This window comes from Mucilaginibacter paludis DSM 18603, assembly GCF_000166195.2.
Classification (GTDB): domain Bacteria; phylum Bacteroidota; class Bacteroidia; order Sphingobacteriales; family Sphingobacteriaceae; genus Mucilaginibacter; species Mucilaginibacter paludis.
The window spans coordinates 7887315-7909306 of record NZ_CM001403.1 but is presented as its reverse complement, the minus strand read 5'-3'; the positions used below and the strand labels follow the sequence as shown (position 1 = coordinate 7909306).

At 46.0% G+C, this 21992-nt stretch carries 13 protein-coding genes; all 13 read left to right on the top strand.

The genetic code is table 11. From position 1 onward, the window contains the following. The first annotated feature begins 1 nt into the window (after position 1). The 13 genes from MUCPA_RS33440 to MUCPA_RS33380 all read left to right on the top strand — a co-directional run bounded on the left by MUCPA_RS33440 (position 2) and on the right by MUCPA_RS33380 (position 21985). The gene (locus tag MUCPA_RS33440; RefSeq protein ID WP_008512785.1) at positions 2–1414 is read left to right on the top strand and encodes a dienelactone hydrolase family protein; all 1413 of its coding nucleotides are present in this window, start codon (positions 2–4) and stop codon (positions 1412–1414) included. A gap of 52 nt (positions 1415–1466) precedes the next feature. Further along, entirely contained in the window at positions 1467–2393 is a 927-nt protein-coding gene (locus MUCPA_RS33435) for a sugar phosphate isomerase/epimerase family protein (RefSeq protein WP_008512784.1), read from the top strand. 334 nt (positions 2394–2727) lie between these two features. Next, entirely contained in the window at positions 2728–4695 is a 1968-nt protein-coding gene (locus MUCPA_RS33430; RefSeq protein WP_233276818.1) for a hypothetical protein, read from the top strand. Then, positions 4682–5398, top strand: a complete 717-nt coding sequence (locus tag MUCPA_RS33425; protein ID WP_008512782.1) for an L-rhamnose mutarotase — start codon at positions 4682–4684, stop codon at positions 5396–5398. Before MUCPA_RS33430 ends, MUCPA_RS33425 begins: the two co-directional genes overlap by 14 nt. Positions 5399–5608: 210 nt before the next feature. Further along, entirely contained in the window at positions 5609–6682 is a 1074-nt protein-coding gene (locus tag MUCPA_RS33420) for a Gfo/Idh/MocA family protein (protein WP_008512781.1), read from the top strand. A gap of 201 nt (positions 6683–6883) precedes the next feature. Continuing rightward, positions 6884–8476: a sodium:solute symporter family transporter gene (locus tag MUCPA_RS33415; protein ID WP_008512780.1), complete on the top strand. Its 1593-nt coding sequence runs from the start codon at positions 6884–6886 to the stop codon at positions 8474–8476. A gap of 41 nt (positions 8477–8517) precedes the next feature. Further along, the gene (locus MUCPA_RS33410; protein ID WP_008512779.1) at positions 8518–10722 is read left to right on the top strand and encodes an alpha-L-rhamnosidase-related protein; all 2205 of its coding nucleotides are present in this window, start codon (positions 8518–8520) and stop codon (positions 10720–10722) included. A 20-nt stretch (positions 10723–10742) separates the two neighbouring features. Then, entirely contained in the window at positions 10743–11816 is a 1074-nt protein-coding gene (locus MUCPA_RS33405) for a mandelate racemase/muconate lactonizing enzyme family protein (RefSeq protein ID WP_008512778.1), read from the top strand. 3 nt (positions 11817–11819) lie between these two features. After that, positions 11820–15113: a glycoside hydrolase family 2 TIM barrel-domain containing protein gene (locus MUCPA_RS33400; protein ID WP_008512776.1), complete on the top strand. Its 3294-nt coding sequence runs from the start codon at positions 11820–11822 to the stop codon at positions 15111–15113. 1 nt (position 15114) lies between these two features. Next, positions 15115–18780 carry a glycosyl hydrolase gene (locus MUCPA_RS33395; protein ID WP_008512775.1) on the top strand — a complete coding sequence of 1222 codons (3666 nt, stop codon included), beginning with the start codon at positions 15115–15117 and terminating at the stop codon, positions 18778–18780. A 3-nt stretch (positions 18781–18783) separates the two neighbouring features. Continuing rightward, positions 18784–20823 (top strand): aceric acid hydrolase, encoded by a 2040-nt coding sequence (locus tag MUCPA_RS33390; protein ID WP_008512774.1) that lies wholly within the window; start codon positions 18784–18786, stop codon positions 20821–20823. A gap of 251 nt (positions 20824–21074) precedes the next feature. Continuing rightward, entirely contained in the window at positions 21075–21530 is a 456-nt protein-coding gene (locus MUCPA_RS33385) for a DUF4279 domain-containing protein (protein ID WP_008512772.1), read from the top strand. Between the two features lie 26 nt (positions 21531–21556). Further along, positions 21557–21985 carry a hypothetical protein gene (locus tag MUCPA_RS33380; RefSeq protein WP_008512770.1) on the top strand — a complete coding sequence of 143 codons (429 nt, stop codon included), beginning with the start codon at positions 21557–21559 and terminating at the stop codon, positions 21983–21985. Positions 21986–21992: the final 7 nt, after the last annotated feature.

Sequence of the window (21992 nt, the reverse complement as noted above, 5' to 3'; positions counted from 1 at the left end):
GATGATCAAAAGGCTCAATATCGTTTTCATTTTCTTGCTGATGGTTCCGGCGAAATTGTTTGCGCAAAAAAGTGCGGATGATAGCCTGAAAGAGCCTTTGAAACAGGTATTGACTGAGATAGAAGCCCGGTTTCATGTACAGATCAAGTATGATGAAAGCCTGGTAAAAGGTAAAATAGTAACGTTTGCCAAATGGCGTTTCAGGCCGGATGCTGACAAAACATTGAATAACATATTAACTCCTTTAGATATATCGTTCCCTAAAACGGGCAACGTTTACAAACTCCGGAAGTTTGATTATCCCCGCTGGACGGTTGAGGACGGCAGGCAACAACTGGACTATCTGTCGTCGCTTTACAACGACGTAGCCAGCTTTGAAAAACGCAAGCAAGCTATCCGCGAATGCGTATACAGTACACTCGGCCTTTCGCCCCTTCCGGCAAAGCCTAACTCGAAACCTATTGTTACCCATATCAGGCAGATGGACGGCTATACTATTGAGAATGTAGCTATCGAAACTCTGCCCGGTTTATATGTGTGCGGCTCATTATACCGCCCCGCTAAAAGCAAAGGGAAAATCCCGGTGGTTATTGCGCCTAACGGGCATTTTCAGAGTGGCCGTTATAATAAGGATCAGCAAAAGCTCTGTGCTACGCTGGCGCGGATGGGGGCGATGGCCCTCAGTTATGATTTGTTTGCCTGGGGCGAATCAACTTTACAATTTAAGTTTGAAGATCATAACCGTAGCCTGGCCATGTCTATCCAGGCATTGAACGGAATTAGGATGATCGATTTTTTACTGGCTCAAAAAAATGCCGACCCGGCACGTTTGGGAATTACAGGTGCATCCGGCGGTGGCAGCCAAACGATATTGCTCTCGGCCTTAGACGATAGGATTAAGGCGAGCGCCCCGGTGGTGATGCTCTCTTGCTATTTCTACGGCGGCTCGCTGTCCGAAAGCGGCATGCCCATTCATTTATGCGAAGGGGGCACAGATAACCCGGAACTGGCGGCCCTATTTGCACCTAAACCGCAATTGGTGGTATCGGATGGTAAAGACTGGACAGAGCACGTACCCGAAATTGAATTTCCGTACCTGCAAAAGGTTTACGGCTATTACGGGAAGAGGGATGCCGTTACCAATGTGCATTTGGCTAACGAAGGGCACGACTATGGTATCTCAAAACGCAAGGCAGTATACCAGTTTATGGCCAAAAATTTAGGCCTCGATTTAAAAGCTGTACAAGACGAAAACGGTAATATCGACGAAAGTAAAAGCACGGTGGAAAACGAACAGGCCCTGTATGTATTTGGCGATAAAGGCGAACGCCTGCCCGGCAATGCCATACATGGATTTGAAAATATGGAGCAAGTTTTTAATCAGGCTACCTCGGGCAATAAACAGCATAACTGATTTTGCCGATTAGTGATTTAAGGAACCTATTTAAAAAATTATAGATCAGGATATGAAATCTGAAGAAGAAATATCAGCAACTTTTAACAGGCGCCGCTTTTTAGGAAATACCGCTTTGCTTACTGCGGGCTTGCTGTTAGCTAAAAGCACATCATGGGCGGATGTATTTTTGGCGGATAGCAAAAAGCAAAAATACAAAGTTGCCGTTGTTGACCTGATGATTTTAAAAAGACAAAAACTGGGTGCCTTCCAGTTAACGAAGGATATTGGCGCCGATGGTTTGGAGGTTGATATGGGCGGGCTGGGCAACCGGCCAACGTTTGAAAGCCAATTGGCTGCGCCCGAAATACGCCAGCAGTTTTCAAATAAAGCTAAAGAACTCAACCTGGAAATATGTTCATTGGCGATGACTGGCTTCTACGCCCAGTCGTATGCTGAACGCGATGGGGTTGACCGCATGGTTCAAGATTGTATAGATACCGCCAAGGCGATGAATGTGAAGGTTGCATTTTTACCCCTTGGCGTGTGCGACCTGGTTAAAAAACCCGAACTGCGCCCAGCCGTAATTGAACGCCTAAAGGCTATCGCACCTAAAGCGGAAGCGGCTGGTGTAACCATCGGTATAGAAACATCCTTAGCCGCGGCTGATGAAGCCAAACTGCTGGACGAGGTTGGCTCGGCGTATGTGAAAAGCTATTTTAATTTCGCCAACGCCTGTGATAACGGCAGAGACGTAAGTCAGGAACTGGAGATTTTAGGCAGGAAACGGATTTGCCAGATCCATTGTACCGATACGGACGGCGTGTGGCTGCAGAACGACCCGAAGATCGACATGAAAAAGGTTAAGAAAACCCTCGAGAAAATGAAATGGAGCGGCTGGTTAGTGATTGCCCGCTCACGCGATAAAAACGATACCAAAAATGTAAAAGGGAATTTTAGCGCAAATACGGCATATGTAAAATCTATTTTTCAATCCTGATTTTTTTGTGAGTAACAATCAAAACATATCGTCAATTACGCAAGAGCAGATAGGGGAAGTGTCATCATCACCTCACCAACCTGCGCCATTGCGAGGAACGAAGCAATCTCTATGCTATACAGAGCGGCTACACCCTTGCGGAGGTTGCGTTATGCATGATAATGCCGATCTAAATAAGTTAATGCTGATCAATCTCAAAGCGTCATTGCGAGGTACGAAGCAATCGCGAACAATACAGAGCAGACCTGTCTCCGTGCGATTGCTTCGTACCTCGCAACGACACAGTTTGAGAAACTATTCGCACGTCTTCCCAATTTTCCTTCCGTTGGTTAGAATGGTGTCCCGCAGCAACAACAACAATAGCCTTGTTCCAGCATTTGCTAAAAAAGCCATTCTCATCTTGTTGCTTTTCTTGTGTGCAAACCCTCTCCAAGCCGCCGATATCTGGGTATCACCAACAGGCTCCGACCAAAATAGCGGCACTAAAGAGCAACCCCTGGCCACACCATCAGCCGCCATACGCCGTGCAAGAGAACTGCGCAGGCTGAATGATCCGGGAATCAAGGATGGCATTCATATCATCTTAAAGGGAGGCAACTATCAATTGTTCGAAACTATAGTAGTGCGCCCCGAAGATTCAGGCACAGCTGTCAGCCCGACAGTGATAGAAGCCGCGCCAGGCGAAATGCCAATATTCAACGGAGGTATAAACATAACAGGCTGGCAAAAACTTACCAAACCGGTTAGCGGCTTACCCCATATAACCAAAGGGAAAATCTGGGTGGCGGATGCGCCAATGATAGGGGTCGACGTGCTCAACTTCAGGCAGCTTTGGATCAATGGCCGCAAGGCTGTCCGCAGCCGCGAGGTAAACACTGGTAACATGAGCCGTATTTTATCATGGAACCACAAGGATCAAACCTGTTGGATCCCCAAACCTAAAACCGCCGATCTATCTCATGTCGACGGTATGGAGATGTTTATCCACCAGATGTGGGCCATCGCCATCCTGCGTATTAAATCGCTTACCGTTCAGGGCGACAGCGCGAAGCTTTCCTTCCTTCAGCCAGAAAGCCGTATACAATCCGAGCATCCCTGGCCTGCACCCATGATCTCAAAAACAGCCGGCAACTCGGCCTTCTACCTAACAAACGCCATCCAGTTTTTAGATCAGCCTGGCGAATGGTATCTCGACGCTAAAAATCGGAAAATATATTACTGGCCACGTATGGGAGAGAACATTGCATTAGCCACCATAGTTGCGCCATCGCTGGAAACCCTGTTGAATGTTGAAGGCACCATCGATAATCCAGTGAGCTATGTTTACTTTAAAAATATCGGCTTTGCCTATTCCACCTGGTTATATCCATCGCGCGCGGGGCTTGTACCGCACCAGGCTGGCATGTATATGCTCGATGCGTACAAGTTAAGAATACCTGGCACTCCCGACAAAAAAGGGCTGGAAAACCAGGCCTGGGTTGGCCGTCCGGCGGCTGCGGTTTCGGTGGCGTACGCTAACCATACCGGTTTTGAATTATGCCGGTTTGAACACTTAGCCTCCACCGGCCTCGATTATAAACGAGGCACCCACGATGATGAAATTAAGGCTTGCCTGTTTAAAGATATTGGGGGCACGGGGATACTTGCCGGCGTATTTTCGGACGAAGCAACCGAAGTTCACTTACCTTACAATCCTAAAGACCTGAGAGAGGTTTGCACTAACGAACATATCGTCGATAACCTGGTAACCGATGTTACCAACGAGGATTGGGGTTGTGTAGGGATAGGGGCAGGCTATGTAAAAAACATCAACATTGAACATAACGAAATTTGCGAAGTAGCATACAGCGGAATCAGTGTGGGATGGGGCTGGACCAAGACGATTAACGCCATGAGCGGTAACCGAATCTACGCCAATAAAATCAGTCATTATGCCAAACACATGTACGATGTTGCCGGGATTTATACCCTATCGGCGCAGCCCGGAACCATGATATTGGAGAACTATGTCGACTCAATTTACAAGGCCCCCTACGCTCACGATCCAATACATTGGTTCTATTTGTATACCGACGAGGGCTCATCATATATCACCGTAAAAGATAATTGGTGTCCGGCTGAAAAGTTCCTGAAAAACGCCAACGGCCCCGGTAATACCTGGGAAAATAATGGCCCCCAAGTGGCGGAGAAGATAAGAAATACGGCCGGCCTGGAGCCAGCTTACCGTTATCTTTTAAAAGAGAAAGTCAACAATCCGGATAATCAAGCTATTAATCACTATGTAAGTAATGAAATTAAGTAAACTATATAATATTTTGAATATCAATATTTTATTGATATTATGTGTTGTCGTTTCTTTGCTGTGCGGCTCACGTAAAAGCTTTGCTGTTGCATCTTCCAAAACACCTTCGGTAGTTGAGCTGACCGGAAAAACAGGTGCAAGCATCAATGCCCGGCTATTGCTTAACGTATGCAAACAAAATGGTATCCCCTTGTCATCAGTTTACCAGTGGAAGAATCATTTGGTGATTTATGGTAACCTGCCGGACACGGTGAAATTGCTAAAACAAATCAAAGCCAGGTATCCTGCTTGCAGCATTAAATCGTACAGTCGCCCTTTTTATAATTTCAACCGGAAGTACTGCAATAACCAAACGGAAGCCAAGGACTGGGAAAATATTATCCTTACCGCAAACCTGGTTGCAGACCCTAAAATGCAACAGGAATACCTGCAATATCACGCTACGCAGTTTCAAAAATGGCCCGAGGTTTCAAACGGATTTTGCCATGCCAATTTTCAACAACTACTGGTATTTGAAAACGGCAGGCAGTTGATGCTCGTGATCAGTATCCCGAAAGGAGAAAGCCTGGATAAGCTAAATCCCAAAACTACCGAGAATAACCCAAGGGTTGACGAATGGAACGCGATGATGAAAAAATACCAAACCGGTATTCCCGGAACAAAAAAGAATGAAGTATGGGTGTTTTTTAAACCGGTGGGATAGTCTTGAGTCCTGAGCCGGGAGTCTTGAGTCCGGAGTTCTGAGCCGAGAGCCTTGAGTCTTAAATTAATAAAGAGTTTAGTAACCATAAAAATGCCGGAGCACTCAATAACCAATAACTAATAACCGAATAACCAGTAACCTAATAACCCAATAACGAATAACCAGTAACTCAATAACAAATAACCTAATAACAAATAACAACACACAGTCATGCTCAAATTAGGAATATTAGGATTAGGCGAGGGCCGGAGTACGATGTCGGCAGCTATACAAAGCCCTAAATGGGAATTGAAAATGGTGTGCGACCGCAGTGAGGATCTATGCCGCAAACGCGCCGACGAATTCAAAATGTACGATTACACAACCAACTACCAGGATATGTTGGATGATAGAGAAATAGACGCGATAGCAATTTATACGCCCGATCATTTACATGCTGAACATGTTAAGCAGGCGCTGTTGCATGGTAAGCACGTGATTTGCACCAAGCCCTTTATTGATGACCTGTCAACAGCCAACGAATTGATTGAGCTGGCCGAAAAGGTTGGCAAGAAAGTGTTTATTGGGCAGAGCTCTCGTTTTTTTGAGCCCGCCAAAAGGCAACGGAAGGATTTTGAAGCTCAGCTGATAGGCGATTTAATTACGATTGAAAGTCACTACCACGCCGACCATCGCTGGTTTTTAGAAAAGCCCTGGGCATTGGAGTCGTCATTTAAATGGTTGTACGGCGGTCTGAGTCATCCGGTGGATTTTATCCGCTGGTATATGCCCGACATTGAAGAGGTAATGGGCTATGGCATGATCAGCAGTAATGCTAAAACAGCCGGGTTAAAAAATGAGGATACCATGCATTTCATCTTCCGCGCAACCGATGGGCGTATTGCCAGGGTGAGCGGAGCATACACAGGCCCAACGCAGCCTGCCCAAAGAGATAGCGGCATGACCGTTATTTTAAGAGGCACCGAAGGCGCATCGCAGGCCGATTACCATGAGCTGCGTTATGCCATCACCGATAAAACCGGCGAGGAAAAGATAGTTTGCTGGGGCGATAGCACCATCAAATATTACTTCCGTTTTGAGGGTCAGAGCCACCACGCGGGCGAGTATCAAAACTACCTGGAATATTTTGCCGATAGCATAGAGCAGGATTTTACCGCATATCCCGATTTAAAAGAGGGTATAGGCACTGTGGCTTTATTGCAGGCGATGGATCAGTCACTGCAAACAGGAAAGCCAGTTAAGATTGCGGATATATTAAACGGCATAGGCCCCCTAACCCCCTGAAGGGGGAACGAGTTGGGAGAGATATTAGAAGTAAGAAACAAGAGGCAGGATGCACGCCGGGGAAACCAACCTTCACGCACTAATAACTAATATATTCATTAACAGACAATACAGAAAGAATAACTCAATAACCTAATAATCCAATAACCTAATAACTCAATAACTCAATAACCAATAACCCACTAACAAACAGCAACACACATGAACAGCATCATTGACCGACTCACCATATTGGATTATGGCATTGTGGTAGCCTACCTCATCATATTGATAGTGATAGGTTACAGGGCCAGTTTTGTGGGCAGAAATAAGGAGGAGTCGTACTTTTTGGCTGACAAATCATTGGGTTGGGCCAGTATTGGTTTCAATATGTGGGGTACCAATGTTGGGCCATCGTTGCTTTTGGCGTTTGCAAGCATTGGTTATAGCTCGGGCATTGTAGGGGCTAATTTTGATTGGTATGCTTTTGTTTTCCTGATGTTGCTGGCGATGGTTTTTGCACCGCGCTACCTGGCCGCCAAGGTGACCACCATGCCCGAGTTTATGGGGAAGCGCTATGGCGATTCAACACAAAATATACTGGCTTGGTACGCGCTGGTTAAAATGCTTATCTCCTGGCTGTCATTAGGTCTGTTTGCCGGGGGCCTTTTGGTGAGGCAGGTATTGGGCATCCCCATGTGGGAGTCGGTTATCGTGCTGGTATCATTCGCAGGTTTATTTGCCTTTACTGGCGGTTTAAAAGCAATAGCTAAAGTTAATATCTTTCAGATGTTGTTGTTAATTGGCGTATCCGTTACGCTCAACGTTTTGGGGGTGATCAAAGTAGGTAGCATCTCATCGGTTATTCATAATGTACCGGCAAATTACTGGCAACTGATTCATCCCGCTAACGATCCTAAATATCCCTGGTATGCTATCCTGTTGGGTTATCCCGTTTCGGCTATCGCTTTTTTCTGTACCGATCAGGCCATGGTACAATCAGTATTGGGCGCAAAAAACCTCGAGCAGGGGCAATTGGGCGTGAGCTTTATCGGCTGGCTGAAAATCCTTTCGCTGCCCTTGTTTATTTTAACAGGGATGATTTGTTATATCCTGTTCCCGCATCTCAAAGACCCAAGCGAAGCGTATATGACGATGGTAACCAATCTTTTCCCTCCGGGAATGAATGGCTTGGTTATCGTTGTGCTGATAGCCGTTTTGGTGGGTACCATAGGCTCGTCGTTAAATGCATTGAGTACCGTATTTACCATGGATATCTATGTTAAAAAGCTTAACCCGATGGCCAGTAATCAGCAAATCATCAGGATGGGCAGGCTAACGGTAATTGCGGGTTGCATCTTTGCCATCGGCATGGCGTTGGCTATCGATAGCATTAAAGGCCTCAACCTGTTTGATGTATTTCAATCCATTCTTGGCTTTATAGCACCTCCGCTGGCTGTCGTGTTCCTGCTTTCTGTATTTTGGAAACGCACATCCCGAAAGGCGGTAAACTTTGTTTTATCAATAGGTTCTATCATCAGCCTCGGCACCGGTGTGTTATATTTATGGGTGTGGCCTGCAACTACTCACCATTTTTGGCCGCATTACTTGCTTCTGTCGTTTCTCATCTTTGTGGTACTAACGGTGTTGGCCATAGGCATCTCCGTTCTGGATCCGTCTCCGCAAATTTACGTGGTTGATGAAGCTGCCGAAGCACCTGTTTGGACAACGACCCCAACGGTTAAGCTATCCTGGATTTTACTTAGCCTGGTGATGGTGGGCTTGTATTTGTTTTTTAGTTTCGTTAAGTTTTAGATGATGGAATTTGATTTTACAACGATTTTAAATTTGAATAAATGATAAAGATAAAATTACATAAGTTGCTTTTTTATAAGGCTTTATTAGCTGTATTTGCTGTTTGTAATTTAACTGGTTTTAGTACGGCATCGGCCCAAGCCAAAAAAGCGACCTGGATTTATTACCCCGGCGATTTTGAAGTTTGGCTGGGTAATAAAATGCAAAACCGCAGAACCGACCGAGGATCATTTTTACCGGTATTATGGAAAATGGATAGCCATTATGTACTGGTTGAATTCCATAAAGATTTTGATGTACCCGCCACCGAGGAGGTAAAGCTATATGTGGAAGGCATCTATAATGCCAAGGTTGATGGGCAGGCTTTTATAGGCTACCCTAAAAGCATCACCGTACCGGCGGGCCATCACAAGGTGAGCTTAAAGGTTTATTGCCAGGATAGGGTTCCAGCTATATTTGTGCAGGGCAAAACCGTTGTATCTGATGATACCTGGTTGGTTACGTTTGAGGATAAAGAGTGGATAGATGCCACCGGCAAGGTATCCGATAAATCGGGCACTACTTACCTTAATGCTGGGGCCTGGAACTTTAACGACCCGCTTTCACCGCCGTCTAAATTCAGGTTGCCAACTTTGCCGCAGCATGCTGTTAAAAGCGAAAAAAAAGCAAATTCAATTTTTCTTGATTTTGGTAAAGAAACTTTTGGCTTTGTTAAACTGCATGGCTTAAAGGGAAAGGGCAAGCTGCATATTTATTATGGCGAGTCGAGAGAGGAGGCCATGTCTGTTGAGCATTGCGAAACCCTGGACGAACTGGATATCAATGAGCCTGTAAAAAAGGATTCGGTGATGGAACTGTCCAAGGCTTTGCGTTATGTTAATGCGCAGTATGATGGCGGCATCAGTGTGGATTCTGTTTCCATGTTGTACGAGTATGCGCCGCTAACGCAAAGGGGAGCGTTCCGTTGCTCGGATGATGAGGTGAACAAAATTTACGATATCTCGAAATATACGCTTCAGTTAGCCACCCGCGAGTTTTTTATCGATGGTATTAAGCGCGACAGGTGGATCTGGTCGGGCGACGCTTATCAAAGCTATGCCATGAACTATTATTCGTTCTTTGATTCGCCAACGGTTACCCGCACCATATTGGCCCTTCGCGGTAAAGATCCCGTAACCAGCCATATCAATACCATTATGGATTATACCTTTTACTGGTTTTTAAGTATCAACGACTATTACCAGTACACGGGCGATAAAAGCTTCATCAAACAGTTTTACCCCAGGATGCAAACGCTGATGGATTATTGCCTGGCGCGCCGCGACAGCAACGGTATGATGGCAGGCTTACCCGGCGATTGGCTGTTTATTGATTGGGCCGATGGCTTAAGCAAAAAAGGCGAGCTGAGTTTTGAGCAACTGTTATTTTGCCGTAGCCTGGAAACTATGGCTACCTGCGCCAAATTAAATAACGATGCCGAAGGAGCGGCAAAATACCAGGCCCTGGCCGATGAGCTCAAAGCCAAGATATTCAAATTGTATTGGAACGATCAGAAACACGCCCTGGTACATAGTCTGATTGATGGCGCTCAAAGCGATAATGTTACGCGTTATACCAATATGTTCGCTATCTTCTTCAATTACTTTAACGAGCAGCAAAAGCAGGATGTAAAAACCAACGTGCTGCTAAATGATAAGATACAAAAAATTACCACCCCCTATATGCGCTTTTACGAGCTGGAGGCATTATGCGCCATGGGTGAGCAGGGTTACGTTTTAAAACAAATGAAGGATTATTGGGGCGGGATGCTCAAGCTGGGCGCTACCTCTTTCTGGGAAGAATATAACCCCGATAAAACCGGAGCCGACGTTTACGCCATGTATGGTCGCCCATTTGGCAAGAGCCTCTGCCACGCCTGGGGAGCCAGCCCGATATACCTGTTAGGTAAATACTATTTAGGAATAAAACCCTTAACGCCAGGCTATCAAAGCTATTTGGTTGAACCTAATTTAGGTGGATTAAAATGGATGGAAGGTACTGTGCCAACACCCGATGGAAATATCAAAATGTATTGCAGCACCAGCCAGATAAAAATTAAAGGCGATATAGGCACTGGCTTATTGCGCATTAAAAGCAAAAGCAAACCAGTTTGTAAAACCGGAACCATACAAGCTAAAGGCAATAACGGCTATGAGTTGAGTATTGAAAAGGGCAAGGATTATATCGTTTCTTATTCAGCTTTATAAATTTTATAAAAATTATTGAAATGGAAAAAATAAAAAGTTACCAGGTTTATAGCGCAAAGGCTAAGTTAGAAAAACCAATTTCGGATGCTACACATACGCTCACCGAGATTTCTTTTATTGTTCTACGGATTCAAACCGCAGGCGGAGTAATTGGCGAATCGTATTTGCTCAGCTTTCAGTACAGCGCCGGTGCTATAGCGGGTGCCATGAAAGATGTAGGCGAGATGGTTATTGGCGAGCCGGTTCACAATACGGTAAAAGTATTTGAGCAAATTAATGCCGCCAACGAGTACTTTGGGCAGGAGGGAATAAACCGCTGGGCACAAGCCGCTTATAATATTGCCATGTGGGATGCCTGGTGCAAAATATTGGGCCAGCCTATCTGGAAAGTGCTGGGTGCTTCGCGTACAGAAGTGCCTATTTACGGAAGCGGGGGATGGACGTCTTACTCAGTGGAAGAGCTGATTGCCGAAGTGACCGGCTACAAGGCCCGTGGATTTAAAGCGGTAAAGATAAAAGTTGGAAAGCCCGATTGGAAGGAAGACCTGGAAAGGTTAACCCTTGTACGCGAAGCCGTAGGCAACGAGATTGGTATTATGATGGATGCCAACCAGGGCATGACGGTGCCAAACGCCATCACCCTGGCCCGTGCGGCACGCGCCTTAAACATTCAATGGCTTGAAGAGCCCATCCACCATGCCGATTTTGAAGGTTATAAATTGTTGCGCAACCAAACCGGCATTTCGTTGGCTATGGGCGAGCGCGAGTATTCAACTTTACCACTTCGCGAGTTGCTGAGCCGCAATGCTATCGATATCTGGCAGCCTGATATTTTACGCCTGGGCGGAGTAGAGGCCTGGAGGGATAGTGCCGCATTGGCCGGTAGTTTCCATATCCCGGTGCTGCCGCATTATTATAAAGATTATGACATTCCGTTGCTGTGTACCATACCCAATGGGGCCGGGGCCGAATCCTTCGATTGGATCGATCCGCTGATTGATCATCCTATCCAAATCAGAAACGGTATGGCATCGCCACATAACAGGCCCGGCTGGGGTTTTGGTTTTAAGGATGAGTTTTTAAACGAAATTTAATTTATGAAAAGATCGAAATGGGCTTTTTTGCTGGCTGGTATGCTTTGTTCGCCGCATGTGCTGGCCCAATTGGTAGATAAAACTCCGGCGGCTATCCCTAATGCCCCGGAAATTTATAATGCCGAACCCTGGGAAAATCCATCCGTGGATGGCATCAACCGCGACGCTGCCAGAGCCACGGCCTATTCGTTCAGTAATATTGATGGCGCTCTGAGTTTCGATAGGGAAAAATCAGGCCGGATGATCTCTTTAAACGGTCTGTGGGATTTTTCCTTCGCCCTGAAGCCATCCGATGCGCCAAAGGATTTTTATAAAAGCAGGGTAAGCGGCTGGAAAAAGATCATCGTACCCTCAAGCTGGGAAATGCAAGGCTATGATAAGCCGATCTACAAAAGCGCCGTTTACCCGTTTCGCCCGGTAAACCCGCCACATGTACCCCAGGATTACAACGGTATGGGCAGTTATCAGCGAACATTCACTATCCCTGCTAACTGGAAGGATATGAATATCACGCTGCACTTTGGCGGCGTGGCATCGGGTTTTAAAGTTTGGGTGAACGGCAAATTTTTAGGTTACGGCGAGGATAGCTTTAATTCGTCGGAGTTTAATATCACGCCTTATCTGCAAGCTGGTGAGAATGTGTTATCGGTACAGGTGATCCGTTGGAGCGATGGTTATTTTTTGGAAGACCAGGATCAATGGCGCATGAGTGGCATCCATCGCGAGGTGATGTTACTGGCCGAACCTAAACTGCGCATAGCCGATTTCTTTTGGCAGGGCAAACTGGATAAGGATTATAAAGATGTACTGTTTCAGTTAAGGCCGAGGATTGAGAACCTCACCGGTAAACAAGTGGTAGGGTATCATATAACCGCTCAATTGTACGATCAAAACAACAAACCTGTACTGGATAAACCCCTGGACAGAAGCGTGGAAAGCATCATCAACGAAATATTTCCTCGTTTGGATAACGTCAAGTTCGGCTTGATGGAAGCCAAATTGAAAAACCCTGCCAAATGGAGCCCCGAAATGCCTAACCTTTATAAACTGGTTATTGCGCTTCGGGATTCTACAGGCCATATACTGGAGGCGAAAAGCTGCCGGGTAGGCTTCAGGAGCATTGAGTTTTCTAAAGACGACAGTAAATTGCTGATCAATGGAAAGCTAACTTACCTGTACGCCGTAAACCGCCCCGATCATGATCCCGTTAAGGGGAAAGCCTTATCGCGGGATATTATCCTGCGGGACGTGCAAACTATTAAACGCTTCAATTTTAATTGCATCCGTACCAGCCATTATCCGATGGATCCCTACCTCTATGATCTGTGCGATCAGTACGGATTGCTGGTCATCGACGAAGCTAACCTTGAAACGCACGGTTTAGGTTCTAAACTGAGTAACGACCCGGTGTGGGCAAGTGCTTACCTGGATCGCGTTACCCGAATGGTAATGCGCGACAAGAATCACCCGAGTATCATCATCTGGAGTTTGGGCAACGAGGCGGGCCGCGGGCCAAACCACTCGGCTATGGCCGGTTGGGTTCATGATTTTGATATTACCCGCCCGGTGCATTATGAGCCCGCTCAGGGCACTCCGCAGGCCGAGGGGTATATTGACCAATCGGATCCAAGATATTTGAAACCAAACGACCATTCGCACCGCCTGCAGAATCCTGTTGACCAACCTTATGTCGATATTGTAAGCCGGATGTATCCGGGGCTGTTCACTATACCCTTACTGGCTAATCAGCAAAACGGCGATCATCGCCCTATATTTTTCGTTGAGTATTCGCACGCCATGGGTAATTCAAACGGTAACCTTAAGGAGTTTTGGGATCTGTTCCGCTCTACCAAACGGATCATCGGGGCCGGTATCTGGGAGTTTAAGGATCAGGGCTTGTTAAAAACTGATTCTGCCGGAGTACCTTTTTATGCCTACGGCGGCGATTATGGCGAGCGCTATTTTGACGACTTTACCATCAAGGGAATTGTTGCTTCTGATGGCAGGCCCAAAGCTGCTATTTACGAATGCAAGCACGTATTTCAGCAAACAACCTGCGAACTTGCTGACGCGGCTAAAGGTTTAATTAAAGTAACTAATCGTAATGGTGCTCAATCACTTAACTACTTTGATGTAAACCTGAAAATATTGGAAGATGGTAAAGTAATTTCAAGCAAGGCTATCCCGCATATCAACCTTGCGCCAGGCAGAGATACCGTTATTAGTATATTACCTTATCTGCCTAAATTAAAGGCGGGTATAGAATATTTTGCCAATATCAGCTTCACTTTACCCGAAAGTGCCTTATGGGCCGATAAAGGTTTTGAAGTAGCATCCGATCAGTTTGCCTTAAGCGGATTAGCTGCTGCGAAAAAGCAAAACGAAAATTTTGCAGCTGTCCGCCTGAGCGAAACAACCGATGGTTACTCTGTAGCCGGGAGCAATTTTACAGTAAGTATTAATAAAGCCAATGGCGCCCTTGCTTCCTACATATTAGATGGCAAGGAGCAGGTTTTTAGTCCGCTGCTGCCGCACTTTAGCCGCCCCGCTACTGATAACGACCACCGGGGATGGAAAGCTGATAAAAAACTTCAGGTGTGGTATGAGCCTGATTTAAAGCTGACGGGAATTGCCAGCGATAACTCACGCAAAGGCACCGTTAAAATCATCAGCAAATACAGTTTAATTAAGGGTAAAGCTTCTGTTGATGTTACCTATACTATAAATGGTAATGGCACCGTTAAGGTAGATTATAATTTAACTCCTTTAGCGGGTTTGCCAAATATACCGAAGGTAGGGATGCAGTGTGGAATAGTGAGGGCTTACGGCCAGATCAGCTGGTACGGGCGCGGATTAATGGAAAATTACATCGACAGGCGGACAGGTTTTCCGGTTGGTATTTACTCACAACCAATAGACCAGTTTATGGAAAATTATGTGGTGCCGCAGGAGAACGGTAACCGTACCGATGTGCGTTGGATGTTTCTATCCGATAAAAAGAACGACGGCCTGCTGGTAGTTGCCGATAGTTTATTAAGCATGAGCGCCTGGCCGTATACCGAGCAAAATATTGTAGCCGCAAGGCATACCAATAAACTGAAGGACGCCGTTTTTTTAACCTTAAATATCGACCTGATCCAGATGGGCGTTGGCGGCAACGATAGCTGGACAGACCAGGCTGCACCACTACCAGAATATCAAATTCAGGCTAAACCTTATCGCTATAGTTTTTATATATTGCCGGCAAAAAGCAAACCCGAAGAAGCGGGCGTGCTGGCAAAGAAAATAAAATTCTGATATGCAGATACTGATTAAATATACCGTTCAAATAAAAAAATATATTTTATTGATAGCCTTGTGTTTATGTGCTATAGCTAACGCGGGTGCCCAGCATAAAAAATCATCACACAAAAAAGCGTCGCATCAAAGTACAACACGCAAAAAAACAACGAGCCACCACGAAAGTAGCAGCCATAGCAAAAAAACAAAGCATTCCGATTCGCGCGGAAAGAAATCAAAGCATGGCAAAAGCAAGGAGAGCAGCCATAGTAAAAGGCATGGCAGGCATACACGGTATGAACCCGCTAATGACGAGCAGGACGAAGAAGTTGCCGTTGTAAAAACCGAACCGGTTAACGATGAGTCGCCCTTAAGGCAAGCCTTTCTGCACCCATCGGATGAAGCCAAACCCTGGGTGTTTTGGTATTGGATACAGGGAAACGTATCCCGCGAGGGTATCACAGCCGACCTGGAAGCTATGAAAGAGGCCGGTATTGGCGGTGCTTATTTAATGAGTATCAAAGGCCCGGTAACACCACCGCTGATGAATCCTCCCGTGGTGCAACTAACACCGCAGTGGTGGCAGATGGTTCATTTTGCCATGACAGAGGCCCAAAGAATTGGTGTTAAGCTGGCCATGCACGATTGCGACGGCTTTGCCCTGGCAGGTGGCCCCTGGATAAAGCCAGAAATGTCGATGCAGAAGCTTACCTGGTCTAAAACCATTATCACCGGCGGTCGCCGTTATAACGATACTTTAGCCCGGCCAAAAACCAACGAAGGTTATTATAAAGACGTAGCCGTTTTTGCTTATCCGCTTAATTCGGGCGATACGCTTTCTACAGAAACTGTGATACCCCGGATAACCAGCAGTAAGCCCGGCGCCGAGGTGCAGTTTCTGGCCACCAAAGGCAATAAAAAAAGTTTCAGCAGCGATACCACCTGCTGGATTCAGTATGCCTTTAATCAACCCTTTACATGCCGATCGGTTACTATCCGTACCAACGGTAACAATTACGAGGCCCAGCGCCTCCGGATCCTGGTGAGCGACGATGGACAGAGCTTTCGCCCGGCTGCGCAGTTAGAGCCCGCGCGCAGTGGCTGGCAGGACGGCGATGCACCAAATACCTATTCCATCAATCCGGTTACCGCAAAATATTTCCGTTTTGTGTATGACAAGGCAGGCTCTGAGCCGGGTGCCGAAGACCTGGAATCGGCCAAGTGGAAACCTAATTTACGCATACAGGGCATCGATCTTTCGGGAGCGGTACGCATCAACCAGTTTGAAGGGAAAAACGGCGAGATCTGGCGTGTGGCCAAACGCACCACAGCCAGCGAAGTGCCCGATAATCTTTGCATCCCGAAGGAAAAATTAATTAATATTACCACTTACCTGGATGCCAGCGGCCGGTTAAACTGGAATGTGCCTGCCGGTAAATGGGTAATAATCAGGATGGGGCATACCTCAACCGGCCACATGAACGAAACCGGCGGCGGTGGTATTGGGCTGGAATGTGATAAGTTTAACCCGGAAGTAGTGAAATTTCAGTTTGATCATTGGTTTGGCGAAGCTGTACGGCAAGCCGGGCCCGACCTTGCCGCGCAGGTTTTAAAGATATTCCATGTAGATAGCTGGGAGTGCGGCAGCCAAAACTGGTCGCCCGTTTTTCAGGCTGAATTTAGCAAACGGAGGGGATATGATTTATTGCCCTATCTGCCTGTAATGGCTGGAATCCCTATCCAAAGCGCCGAAGTATCTGAAAAAGTACTTTACGACGTAAGGCGCACCATTGCCGAATTACTGGTTGACAATTTTTATGTAACTATGGCCAGGCTGGCGCACGAAAAAGGAACTGTTTTCAGTGCCGAAAGCACCGCGCCAACAATGGTGGGCGATGGCATGCTGCATTACCGCGAGGCAGATCTGCCGACGGGAGAGTTCTGGCTTAACAGCCCCACACATGATAAGCCAAGCGATATGCTCGATGCCATTTCGGGAGGACACATTTACGGTAAAAACATCATACAGGCCGAAGCCTTTACTACGGTTAGGATGGCCTGGGATGAGTATCCGGGAATGCTGAAGCCCTTAGGCGACCGTAATATGGCCTTAGGCGTCAATCGCTTTGTATTACACGTTTTCTCGCATAACCCCTGGCTGGACCGTAAACCGGGCATGACGCTGGATGGCGTAGGCCTCTATTTCCAGCGCGACCAAACCTGGTGGAAACAGGGCTTCGCCTGGATACAATATTTACAACGTTGCCAGGCCATGCTGCAAATGGGAAAGCCTGTGGTGGATGTTGCCGTTTTCACGGGAGAAGAAGTTCCGCGCCGTGCCGTATTGCCGGATAGGTTAGTGAGCGTATTGCCGGGTATCTTCGGTGCCGATGTAGTAAAAAACGAAGCTAAGCGTTTAGCCAACGAAGGGCAACCCCTGCATTCGATACCTGACGGTGTCACATCATCAGCCAATATGGCCGAGCCTCAAAAGTGGGTTGACCCTTTGCGGGGATATGCTTATGATTCCTTTAACCGGGATGCTTTATTGCGCCTTGCAACGGTTAGAGATGGCAGGATAACACTTCCGGGAGGAGCGAGCTATGGCTTGCTGGTATTACCCGGTTCCACAAAAATGGATCCTTCCGGCGGTGGATTGATGTCACCCGAGGTGTCCGACCGGATTAAGCAACTGGTGAATGAGGGCGCTAATATCCTGATCAACGAAGACCCTAAGGCGGCCCCTGGGCTGGTATCGCCGATGTTAAAGGTGGGTGGCTTAATGACGGTGCAGGGCAAGGGACGTATTTTAAAAGGCCCGTATCAGGCTGAAACATTTGATAACATAGGTTTACAACGTGATGTGATCGCTACTGATTCAACCGGCGCACACGCTTTGGATGTGGCCTGGACGCATCGCACCGACCCCGAATTTGATATCTACTTTATATCCAACCAACAAAATAAACAAAGGGCAGTTGATCTTTCTTTTCGCATAGCGAACAAGATTCCTGAAATGTGGGATCCCGTAACCGGGGAAACTTATCAATGCAGCGAATATACCAACGAGAATGGGCGGACTAATTTAACCCTACGTTTGGAGCCTAACGGATCCTTTTTTATCGTTTTCCGCAAGCCAAGTCAGGTTACATCCCGTAAAGGAAGAAACTGGTCTGATTTTAAATCCATTCGCTCGGTTGATGGCATTTGGCAAGTGAATTTTGATACCAAAAACGGCGGTCCCGATGCCCCCGTACTATTCACTACTTTAACAGATTGGAGCAAGAATGATATTCCGTCCATAAAATATTACTCGGGTACTGCCGATTATATGCAGATTGTGAAATGGAACAGTAACCTGGTGGCCCATCGCCAGATCTGGCTCGATTTGGGCAATGTGGCCAATACGGCCAGCGTTACCATCAATGGGATTTTTTGCGGTACCGCCTGGACGCCACCGTACCGGGTTGATATTACCAAAGCCCTGCATACAGGATACAACAAAGTGCATGTTGAGGTGAGCAATACCTGGGCAAACCGCTTGATTGGCGACCATGCCCTGCCCGAAAATAAGCGCGTAACCTGGACAACCGCGCCCTTCCGCTTAGAAGGAAAACCATTATTGCCTGCCGGGTTATTGGGACCCGTTAAAATAGTTGAGATTGACAGAACAAAAAGATATTGATCAATGATTACAATAAAAAAAATTGGCCTTGGTGTGGCAGGCCTGGTAATGGCATGTGCATCGATGGCGCAAAACAAAAGTTTGGTAAATACCTCCAAAAGCCCGTATGCGGTTTTAAGCAGCGTAGATATGGATGGTGTAACCTGGACCAAAGGTTTTTGGGCCGACAGGTTTAAAGTTTGCCGCGATTCGATGTTGCCCAACTTATGGAAAGTTTATACAGACCCGGCTATGGGGCATGCTACGCAGAATTTTGAAATTGCCGCCGGACTGGATACCGGATCGCACGTTGGCCCCCCGTTTCAGGATGGCGACTTTTACAAGCTGATTGAAGGGGTAGCCAGCATGTATGCCGTTACTAAAGATCCTAAATTAGATGCCCTGATGGATAAGACCATCGCCTTGCTGGCTAAGGCCCAGCGCGCGGATGGCTATATCCATACACCAACCGAAATTGACGAACGCCAGAACCCTAATAAAGCCAAGGCCTTTGCCGACAGGTTGAATTTTGAGACCTATAATTTAGGCCACCTGATGACAGCGGCCTGCGTACATTACCGGGCTACAGGGAAAAGAAACTTTTTAGATATTGCCATTAAGGCGACGGATTACTTATACCGCTTTTATAAAACCGCATCGCCAGAGCTGGCACGTAACGCCATCTGCCCATCGCATTATATGGGCGTGGTGGAAATGTACCGCACCACGCGCGAGCCGAAATACCTGGAGCTATCCAAAAACCTGATAGACATCCGTGGATTAATGAAAGACGGTACCGATGATAACCAGGACAGGATTCCATTCCGTGAGCAAACCCAGGCTTTGGGGCATGCCGTCAGGGCCAATTATTTATATGCAGGCGCGGCTGATGTATATGCAGAAACTGGCGACACCACTTTAATGCATACCCTAAACTTGGTTTGGAACGATGTGGTTAACCGCAAAATGTATATTACCGGTGGCTGTGGAGCTATTTACGATGGAGCATCGCCCGATGGAACATCGTATTTACTGAAAGATGTGCAGCAGATTCACCAGGCTTACGGTCGCGATTACCAGTTACCTAATTTTACCGCCCATAACGAAACCTGTGCCAGCGTTGGTAATGTGCTATGGAACTGGCGAATGCTGCAATTAACCGGAAAGGCGCAGTATGCTGATGTGATGGAGCTTACCTTATATAACGGCATGCTGTCGGGCATCAGCCTGAACGGCAAAAAGTTTTTGTATACCAACCCGCTGAGTGTTTCGGATGATATGCCTTTTCAGCAACGCTGGTCGAAGGATAGGGTGGACTATATCGGTTATTCGGATTGCTGCCCGCCGAACGTGATCCGCACCATTGCTGAAATTGGCAACTATGCTTATAGCATATCCGATAAAGGTGTTTGGGTAAACTTATACGGCGGCAATAACCTGTCAACCCAGTTGTTGAAGGATGGCTCCAAAATAAAACTCTCCCAACAAACGGATTATCCCTGGGATGGTAAAATCAGCATAGCTTTAAACGAAGTTCCGGCAAAGGCGTTTTCTTTATTTTTGCGGATACCCGGATGGTGCGGCAGCGGTGCCAGTGTAACTGTTAACGGTAAAGCGGTGAATACAATTTTAACTCCGGGCCAATATGCAGAAATTAACGGCAAATGGCATGCAGGCGATAAAATTGAACTGTTGTTGCCGATGCCGGTGAAAATGATAGAAGCCAACCCGCTGGTAGAAGAAGTGCGTAACCAGATTGCTGTAAAACGTGGGCCTGTTGTTTATTGCGTTGAATCTGCCGGGATGCCCAAAGATAAAAAGGTTTTCAGTCTGTCGCTGTCGAGCAAGATCAACTTAGTGCCACAAAAAATCGTGATTGATAACAGCGATATTGTTGCTTTAAACGGCAATGCCACACTGGAGAATGCCAACTGGAAAAATAAGTTATATCGTGAAGTATCCACTAAAGATCTGGGTACAGTAGATGTACAGTTGATTCCGTATTTTGCATGGGGCAACCGTGGGCATGTGGAAATGGAAACCTGGATACCTTTTAGTAAGTGAACAACAAGCGAAAGATAGGGCAGAGCGCCGGTTAGTTTGCATTTTGCCTCCGTAGTTTTTTACTGACAATCCGGAAATAAGTTTTTTTTGCCCGGTTAAGTAATTGATGTATTAATTCTGCAAGCTTGAATAAGAAGCCGTTGTTCCTTTTTGAATAACGGCTTCTTCTATTCTTGAGTACATCATACAGCATCGTATTATTTCTGGTTTGAATTTAATATACTTGACCTTTAGTACTATTTGAAATAATTATGTACAAAAAAGAAAATGAACTTAATAGAAATGATGAATACGGATGTTCGCTGTTAATTGAAACAGACGAAGATCATCCTGCCATTATAACCAATTTATTACAGGTTGAACCTTCAGAACTAATTGTAAAAGGAAGTCAAAAGTATAATAAAAACACAGGGGAAGTAATTGCTGGAAAGTTTAATAATCGAAATCTTTGGATACTAAATGTGGAGAAGCAAGTTGGAAGTGACGAGGTACATCTAAACAAGCCTATAGAAATTATGCTTGATCTATTAGACAAGCATCAGAGTTCTTTTTTAGAGGTCTTAGATAAATATCCCAAGAATCACTTGTTATGTTATGCTTACTTTTATGATTACAATCCATACTTTGTTCTTAGTAAGCAATTAATTTGTAGGTTAAGTAAATATTCAATCGGCATTGAGTTTGATACTTACTATCTCGTTGAATAAGAGAACAGCCGTTTTAATAAAAAAAGATGGAACAGTTTAAAGTAATGGTAACAGGTGTTGATGATAATATCATATGGCATGTACAAACTGAAGAAAACGTGGCTTTAAGTCATCCTGTTTACCAATTTTTATGGAAAGAAATTAATTGGATGAACTGGAAGGAAGATTATTTGACAGCATACCATAACTGGTTAGATTCTGATGATGAAAGTATTTATGATATTAACGCCCCTACCAATAGAAGGATGATAGATGCAATAACCAGGGTAAATAATCGGAGCGAAATGTTTAAAATTTATTACTGGTTCGATATCGATCGTGATAAAAATCCAAATCACATATGGAGTATATGTCCTTTATCAAATGAACCTCTAAAAGACCTACCCGTGGATACACATCGCAATAATAGAAAAGTTTCGCCATCGATACCGTTGATCTTTCCAGCAGGCAGATAGTATGCTG

What these genes read in the sequence shown, in the direction of transcription:
- MUCPA_RS33440 (WP_008512785.1), top strand. Translation starts at nt 2, where the DNA reads ATGATCAAAAGGCTCAATATCGTTTTCATTTTCTTGCTGATGGTTCCG.
- MUCPA_RS33435 (WP_008512784.1), top strand. Translation starts at nt 1,467, where the DNA reads ATGAAATCTGAAGAAGAAATATCAGCAACTTTTAACAGGCGCCGCTTT.
- MUCPA_RS33430 (WP_233276818.1), top strand. Translation starts at nt 2,728, where the DNA reads ATGGTGTCCCGCAGCAACAACAACAATAGCCTTGTTCCAGCATTTGCT.
- MUCPA_RS33425 (WP_008512782.1), top strand. Translation starts at nt 4,682, where the DNA reads ATGAAATTAAGTAAACTATATAATATTTTGAATATCAATATTTTATTG.
- MUCPA_RS33420 (WP_008512781.1), top strand. Translation starts at nt 5,609, where the DNA reads ATGCTCAAATTAGGAATATTAGGATTAGGCGAGGGCCGGAGTACGATG.
- MUCPA_RS33415 (WP_008512780.1), top strand. Translation starts at nt 6,884, where the DNA reads ATGAACAGCATCATTGACCGACTCACCATATTGGATTATGGCATTGTG.
- MUCPA_RS33410 (WP_008512779.1), top strand. Translation starts at nt 8,518, where the DNA reads ATGATAAAGATAAAATTACATAAGTTGCTTTTTTATAAGGCTTTATTA.
- MUCPA_RS33405 (WP_008512778.1), top strand. Translation starts at nt 10,743, where the DNA reads ATGGAAAAAATAAAAAGTTACCAGGTTTATAGCGCAAAGGCTAAGTTA.
- MUCPA_RS33400 (WP_008512776.1), top strand. Translation starts at nt 11,820, where the DNA reads ATGAAAAGATCGAAATGGGCTTTTTTGCTGGCTGGTATGCTTTGTTCG.
- MUCPA_RS33395 (WP_008512775.1), top strand. Translation starts at nt 15,115, where the DNA reads ATGCAGATACTGATTAAATATACCGTTCAAATAAAAAAATATATTTTA.
- MUCPA_RS33390 (WP_008512774.1), top strand. Translation starts at nt 18,784, where the DNA reads ATGATTACAATAAAAAAAATTGGCCTTGGTGTGGCAGGCCTGGTAATG.
- MUCPA_RS33385 (WP_008512772.1), top strand. Translation starts at nt 21,075, where the DNA reads ATGTACAAAAAAGAAAATGAACTTAATAGAAATGATGAATACGGATGT.
- MUCPA_RS33380 (WP_008512770.1), top strand. Translation starts at nt 21,557, where the DNA reads ATGGAACAGTTTAAAGTAATGGTAACAGGTGTTGATGATAATATCATA.